At 40.5% G+C, this 7,185-nt stretch carries 5 protein-coding genes and 1 pseudogene; all 6 read left to right on the top strand.

Annotated elements, in window-relative coordinates; all coding sequences use genetic code 11:
• Window positions 1-20 precede the first annotated feature (20 nt).
• Window positions 21-743, top strand: coding sequence for a DUF599 domain-containing protein (locus H5181_RS18860; protein WP_182751772.1), 723 nt, complete (start codon window positions 21-23; stop codon window positions 741-743).
• A gap of 189 nt (window positions 744-932) precedes the next feature.
• Window positions 933-2,579 carry a diguanylate cyclase gene (locus tag H5181_RS18865; protein WP_182751773.1) on the top strand — a complete coding sequence of 549 codons (1,647 nt, stop codon included), beginning with the start codon at window positions 933-935 and terminating at the stop codon, window positions 2,577-2,579.
• Window positions 2,580-2,888: 309 nt separating this feature from the next.
• Complete coding sequence (locus tag H5181_RS18870; protein ID WP_123881944.1) at window positions 2,889-3,233, top strand: hypothetical protein; 345 nt, start codon at window positions 2,889-2,891, stop codon at window positions 3,231-3,233.
• Complete coding sequence (gene tnpB / locus H5181_RS18875; protein ID WP_182751774.1) at window positions 3,230-3,580, top strand: IS66 family insertion sequence element accessory protein TnpB; 351 nt, start codon at window positions 3,230-3,232, stop codon at window positions 3,578-3,580. The genes H5181_RS18870 and tnpB overlap by 4 nt, the downstream gene beginning before the upstream one ends.
• An 80-nt stretch (window positions 3,581-3,660) precedes the next feature.
• Window positions 3,661-5,080: pseudogene (gene tnpC, locus H5181_RS18880) on the top strand (IS66 family transposase).
• 53 nt (window positions 5,081-5,133) lie between these two features.
• Complete coding sequence (locus tag H5181_RS18885; RefSeq protein ID WP_182751775.1) at window positions 5,134-7,077, top strand: peptidase S41; 1,944 nt, start codon at window positions 5,134-5,136, stop codon at window positions 7,075-7,077.
• Window positions 7,078-7,185: the final 108 nt, after the last annotated feature.

Genomic DNA, 7,185 nt, shown 5'->3' on the forward strand with positions numbered 1-7,185 from the left:
TCTTACACAGGTTAATCAGCATGGTAATTTCATGGTTAGATTCGCTGGCTTTAATTGTATTTTTAGTCAGTTGGATAGGGTATGCCGGTTTTGCCCGTCGTAAAGCTAAAACGACTAACTGTATCGCGCGAGTCATGCATCAACAACGAATTCATTGGATGTCACAGGTGATAGCCAAAGAGATACGTGTAGCCGAAGCGGCATTATTGGCTAATTTAGAACGCAATATTGCCTTTTTTGCTTCAACAACTTTACTGATCCTGGCTGGTGTGTTGACGTTATTTTCGCAGGTTGAAAAGCTTGAAACCGTGATTGGTTCGATTCCTTTTACCACGTCTCCTAACCACGCGCTGGTACAAGTTAAGCTGGCTCTTTTAGCCGGGATTTTCGTGCTCGCATTTTTCCAATTTACTTGGTCGATGCGCCAATATGGTTTTGTGAATATCATGATCGGTGCTGCACCATTAGATAAAACCGGTAGCGATACAAATGCATTGGGCTATGCAAGGCAAATGGCCGTAGTGCAAGATCAAGCTGCACATTCATATAACTATGGCTTGCGTTCTTATTACTACTCTATGGCAGCGTTGTGTTGGTTTATGCACCCAGGAATGTTCATTTTAGCCAGTTTATTTGTGGTATATACCTTGTATCAACGTGAATTTAATTCTAAAGCCGTGGTTGCTATCACCGCTGCGCAGGCCTATTTAGAAAAGAACCCGGCTTATATTGGTCGAGATTAACCACCAAACAGCATGACTAAATAAAGATAATATGAGTGAGTTAATGCGTTCAAATTCTATGTAAGATGATCCATTGGCATTGCATCGTTATGTCATAATGTTAACTAGCAATCTATACCATTAAGAGTTATCAATTTTTTGTGATTTATATTTTTTTGTAGTGTGTTAAGCAACGTTTTCAGGAGTGATATGTTTCATAGTATAAAAGCCAAAGTTATCACTATATTCTCTTTAGTCATGATTGCTTTCACGTCTGTGCTTTTACTCACCATATTTATCAATGAACGTGATCGCGTATTTGATTTAGCATTAGAAAATTCTACCAAAATTTCTAAAATGCACGCCAATCTCCTCAGCCAAGAATTTGCTCGATATGTTGTCATGTTAAAAATGCTCAGTAACAACCCGAATACAAAGTTAGGCGATAAACCTACAATCGCCCGACAGCTCAAAAGACTCATGACAATGGGGCGTGGTAATTTCATTAATGCTATTTATGTAGACAAAAATTTAAATTTGACAGATGTGTTAGGCAATACAAATAAAGTCACTCACCCTTCATTTATGCGTGCAGAACAATGGGTAGGCAAACAATATAATATTAGCGTGCCAGTCATCACTCGGTTTGAAAAGACTCCGGTCATCATGGTGGGGGTACCTATTTTAGACACGCAAAATAACTGGATGGGAACGCTTGCTGTGGCGGTGCCTCTAACCATTATCTCCGCTAAACTGGCGGAAATTAAGCACGCAAAAGAGAGTTACGCTTGGTTAACTGACTCGAATGGCTTAATGGTTTCACATCCAAATAAAAGTTTTATAATGAAGAATAAACTTTCAATGACGGAAAATGCTGACTATCCAGGGTTTTATAAAATAGTCAGACAAACTAAATTGCAAAATGATGGTTATGGGCGTTATATGGACGCCACATTAAATGAATCGAAAATAGTCACATTTTCTAAAGTTGATTATCTGCCTGGCTGGACCTTGTTTGTCACAACTAAAGAGTCTGAAATTTTTCACGACATATATACAATTGTGTACGATGTATTAGTCACTTCAATTATTTTGATGGTGATATTTTTATTACTCATTAGTGAGCTATCCAATAGAATAACAAAGCCAATCGTGCAACTGACCAAAGATGTAAAAGCTTCTGTCAAAGATAAAAAAAGTTATCTAAAAATAATCGATTCAGATGACGAAATAGGTCAACTGTCTAAAGCTTTCCACGATAGTCTTCAAAAAATACACTCACACACTATCCATTTAGAACAGATGGTCAATCATCGAACTCAAGAAATTACCGATAAAAATTTACTTCTGAATCAGCAGAATGAAAAGCTTGAACAGCTTGCATCCAAAGACCCGTTAACGTTGCTTTATAATCGTCGAGCCTTTAGTGCTCTGGTTGATAAAGAGATTTCCCGCGCTAAGCGACATCATTTTCCTATAACTTTGGTCATAATAGATATTGACCACTTCAAAAAGATTAATGATGAGTTTGGGCACAATGTTGGTGATGATATTTTGTGTCGTTTTGCGGATGAATTGTCTTTAAATATGCGCAAAGAAAATCTCATCTGTCGTTGGGGAGGAGAAGAGTTTGTCATTTTAATACCAGAAGCGACTTCAACTATGGTTTTTAAACATATTGAAGAGGTTCGTCAAAAAATCTCACAGATGAGCTTTTCGCCAGCCGAAAAGTTAACTTTTAGTGCTGGCATGGCTACTCTTCGTGTTGAAGAGCCTTTTAAAGAGTGGTTCCAAAGAGCTGATAGTGCTTTGTACCAAGCGAAAGGATCGGGTCGAAATCGCATCATAACGGATTGAATGAATTTTTAGCCAACTAATGAACTAAAAATGATACTTGTAAATGTGGTCAAGGGATAACTTACGCTTTAAGGTTAACTTTCGTACTAAGTGTTTCTCTCGTTTCTGATGTGCTTTACTCACCAATGATCAACTAAACAATATAATACTATTTCAGCTATTTGAATGAGTTTGCTGCAACGCTAAATATAGTTAACATTTTAAGCTATTCTAAGCCGTTTATTTCGTATCCGTCTAGCGAACCACACCTCGCATCGTTAATCTGACTATCTGAAAATACCTGCTCAATGATTAAATTCGAAGTAGGTGATGAAAACTTATAGAACAAGCGCACAGTGGCTGGAACTACTTCAGCAACGCAGCAATTTCAAAGGCACTAATATTGAATTCTGCCAACACCATAATGTCGCTATTACCACTTACTATAAACAGCGTGCTTTACAGGCTGAGAACCAGCAAAGCCCAACCTTATTAAAGCCAGGCTTCTGCGCTACATCATCACGCTTTATTCAGATAAAACAAACCACCACTGAAGTTAGCTCGCAAACTCATCAACATCCCTTACAGTTTGATACGCGTACGGGCCAACTCACATTTCCTGCCGATCTAGCAACGACTGATATCGTTGCCATCATTAAAGGGCTGATTGCATGAAGATGTTTGTTGATGTACCCACCGTTTATTTATGTGCCGATATGGTCGATTTTCGTAAATCGATTAATGGATTGGCGGCGTTGGTGGAAGCAGAGCTTGAACTGCCTGTGCTCAGTGGCGCGCTATTTGTCTTTTGTAATAAAGGCCGTGATAAGCTCAAACTGCTTTACAGGGATAACACCGGCTTTGCGCTGTGGTATAAGCGATTAGATAAGCAAAAGTTCAAATGGCCCAAACTCATATCACCCACCATGACCTTAAGCGAGCAGCAATTACATTGGTTATTGTCGGGTTATGATGTGATTGGTCACAGCAAAATTGATGTTGCAGGTAAGCAAGTGCTTTAATATTTGCGATCGATTGATGATCATCAAAAGATGTTCAGTCAGCACTGGAAAGCCTTTTTTTATGCCTTAAAATAGGCGTTATGAAAAATGAACTCGCCCTTAAACAGCGCATCGCTGAACTTGAAAAACTGTTAGCGCAGAAGGATGCACAAATCGCAGCCTTGGAAGAGCGCTGGCGCTTGGCTCAACAAAAACAATTCGGCAAAAGTGCTGAAGGCTTTGTCGGGCAAGGCGAGTTATTCAATGAAGTAGAAGAGATTGTTGAGGCCGCTGAGGCTGAGCAACAATCCATTAGCTATACCCGTAAAAAGCCAGTGCGTAAGCCACTGCCAAAAGACTTACCCCGTGAACAGGTTATTCACTATATCACCGATAAAACCTGTGATTTCTGTGGCCGTGAGCTACATAAAATGGGTGAAGATAAGTCAGAAAAGCTTGAGTTTATTCCTGCTCAAATCAAAGTGATTGAGCACATTCGGCCTAAGTACGCCTGCCGTCACTGTGATAAATCCTCAACTCATACGCCGATAAAACAAGCCTCAATGCCTGTCATGCCCATCAACAAAGGCATTGCGACGGCGAGCTTATTGAGTCAGCTTATCACCAGTAAATATCAATATGGGTTACCGCTGTATCGCCAGGAAGCGATGTTCAAGCAATACGGTATTGAGCTGAGTCGTCAGACCATGAGCAGCTGGATAGACAAATCCGCCACACTCTTTGCACGACTGGTTGAACGACTTAAAACAGAGTTGTTAAAGCAGCCCACGTTATTTGCTGATGAAACACCATTGAAAGTGGTGAAATCCGATAAAGTGAACAGCTACATGTGGGTGTATTGCTCAGGTCGAAATTCACCAGACCCAAATAGCTCTATCCCTAATATCGTGCTTTACTACTTTCACAATAGTCGGGCAGCCGCGTGCGTGGTCAATTATCTTGATGGATATCAAGGGTACTTGCACGTAGATGGTTATCAAGCTTATGAAAAAACACAGGCAACCTTAATCGGCTGTTGGGCTCATGCTCGTCGTAAATTTATCGAGGCGAAAAAGCTGCAAGGTAAAAATAAAACCGGCAAAGCGGATGTGGTATTGAGTCTTATCCAAAAGTTGTACGGTGTAGAGTCACGTATCAAAGATAAAAGTACGAATGAAAAGTACATTGCCAGACAAGAGGCTAGCCTGCCTATTCTTAGCAAGCTAAAGCATGGCTTGAGCAAAACCAGCCACATTTAGTGGGGAACAGCAAACTGATTGAAGCGGCTAATTACCTGGCGAATCAATGGCCAAAACTCATACGGTATGTAGATGATGGCAGACTGAGTATTGATAATAATCGTGCAGAGCGGGCGGTAAAACCGTTTGTGATATGCTGAAAGAATTGGTTATTTAGTCAAACGGCTTAATCCCATTTGATTACATCATGGCTTGCCTTAATGAACTGTGCCAACCAGCACCGGATATCGACAGCCTGTTACCATGGAATTTTAAAAAGTAGGTGTAGTTGCCCAGACGCTTACGAAGAAGTAAAGGATTCAGGAAGTTAATAAAATGGAAAAAAATATACGTATCATGGTTTTGTTGCTTTCTTTGTTAGCGGCTTTCGGAGGGATGGCTAAGCCTAGTTTACCTGACCTAGATTTCGAAACCTACGATAAGTTTCCCTGTGGTGGGTGGAGAGTATCTGGAGGGGAGGCTGGGTATAGCTTTTCGGTTGATGATAAGGTTTTTCAACGTGGGCAGCGATCAGTTTCGGTTGAGTTTAAAGGAAGTAAACCTAACGCTGGCTCCTTTGGTTATTGGTTGGCGCTCCAAGCGAAGGGGCAAAACATTAAGTTGAGGGGGGCTGTGAAAACTGAGGGTATTACTGATGGATGGGTGGGGTTGATGCTTAATGTTCACCCTGATCAAGCCTTGAGTAATATGCGAGAGCAGAAATTATTCGGTGACAATGATTGGAGGGATTTTGAGATTAGTTTGGATGTTGAACTCAAAAATGCCTCTGCGATTACAGTTGGTGGTGTGTTATCGGGTAATGGGAAAGTTTGGTTCGATAATCTTCAGATACTGATAGACGATAAACCATTAACAAGTTCTCAACTACGTGAGACTCCTCGCGCATATAAGGATGACGAATTTGATTCTGGTTCAATGTTGGTTTTGTCTGGGGTGGATGAGGCAACACTAATAAACTTAGACCTTTTAGGGAGGGTGTGGGGGTTTCTGAAATATCACCATCAAAATGTGGGAGGGGGAGATTATAACTGGGATTATGAATTGTTTAGGTTTCTTCCAGATTATCTCTCAGTTGTGGATGTTCAGGAGAGAGACAAGAGTCTGGTAGGTTGGATCGATCGGTTAGGTAAGGTGACTCCGTGTATTGATTGTAAGGTGACAAATCAGGAGTCTGTTCTGAAGCCAGATCATAGATGGTTTTATGAATTCGGTCTATCAAAAGAACTAATCAAAAAATTGAACTCGGTTTATGAGGGGCGGAGACAAGGCGCGAGCTTTTATGTAACCACAAACAGCAGGCGGAGGGTCATTTTTTCAAATGAAAAAGCTTATTCTAATATGTCGTATCCAGATGATGGGTTTAGATTATTAGCTTTATACCGGTACTGGAACTTGGTTCAATATTTTTTTCCGTATAAGCATTTGACTGATAAGGAGTGGGGTAGTGTTCTCGCTGAATATATTCCATTGTTTCTAGGGGCAAAAAATCGGTTAGATTATGAAAAAGTGGCGCTATCTTTAATGGGTGAGCTTAAGGATACGCATGCTAATTTATGGGCTGGTCGCGGTGAAGTTGAAAAAATGCGAGGTGAATTTTACCCACCAGTTTTCACAAGGTTTGTTGAGGGTGAGCTTGTTGTGGTGGATTTTTACACGGAAAACAAGCGTGATATCAGCGATATGTCCCGCCTGAGCGGCCTGTCTATAGGCGATGTTATTACAGAGATCGATAGTGTCGCCGTGGAAGAGTTGGTTAGGGATAAGCTGCGTTATTACCCTGCATCAAATGAAGCTTCAAGGCTAAGAGATATTGCTCCTGATTTGTTGAGGTCGAATAAGGCTAAAATAGATATAAGCTTTAGGCGCGACAAGTTAATGGGTAATACGTCGCTAAAATTATTCAAAAAGGAAGAGTTGCACTTTTTCCAGTTGTATCGCAAACCTAAGGGTGAAAAAAGCTATAAAACTATCGATGGGGATATTGGTTACGTTACGTTGGCCACCATTGAAAAAAAGGATGTGGATTCTATAAAAAATCAATTCAAGGATGCGGCAGGCATTATAATTGATATTCGAAATTATCCTAACACTCCATCAATGTATAGTTTGGGTTCATTTTTCGTGGAAGATAAAAGAGCATTCGCGAAATTCACTTATCCAAACATAAATAACCCGGGTGAGTTTGGCGTTGGTAATGTAGTGGTTCTTAAACCGTCGGAAGTGACTTTTAAAGGAAAGCTAGTTGACCTGGTCAACTGAATTAGGTCACCCTAGTTAAGTTCGTTAAGCGACTTCTTTTATCTGCTTATCCATACGCTCAAATTCATTGGGACTTTGGTAGTCAAGGTATGAATGCATTCGTTGGCT

It is taken from the genome of Shewanella sp. SG44-2 (assembly GCF_014164215.1).
Classification (GTDB): Bacteria; Pseudomonadota; Gammaproteobacteria; order Enterobacterales; family Shewanellaceae; genus Shewanella; species Shewanella frigidimarina.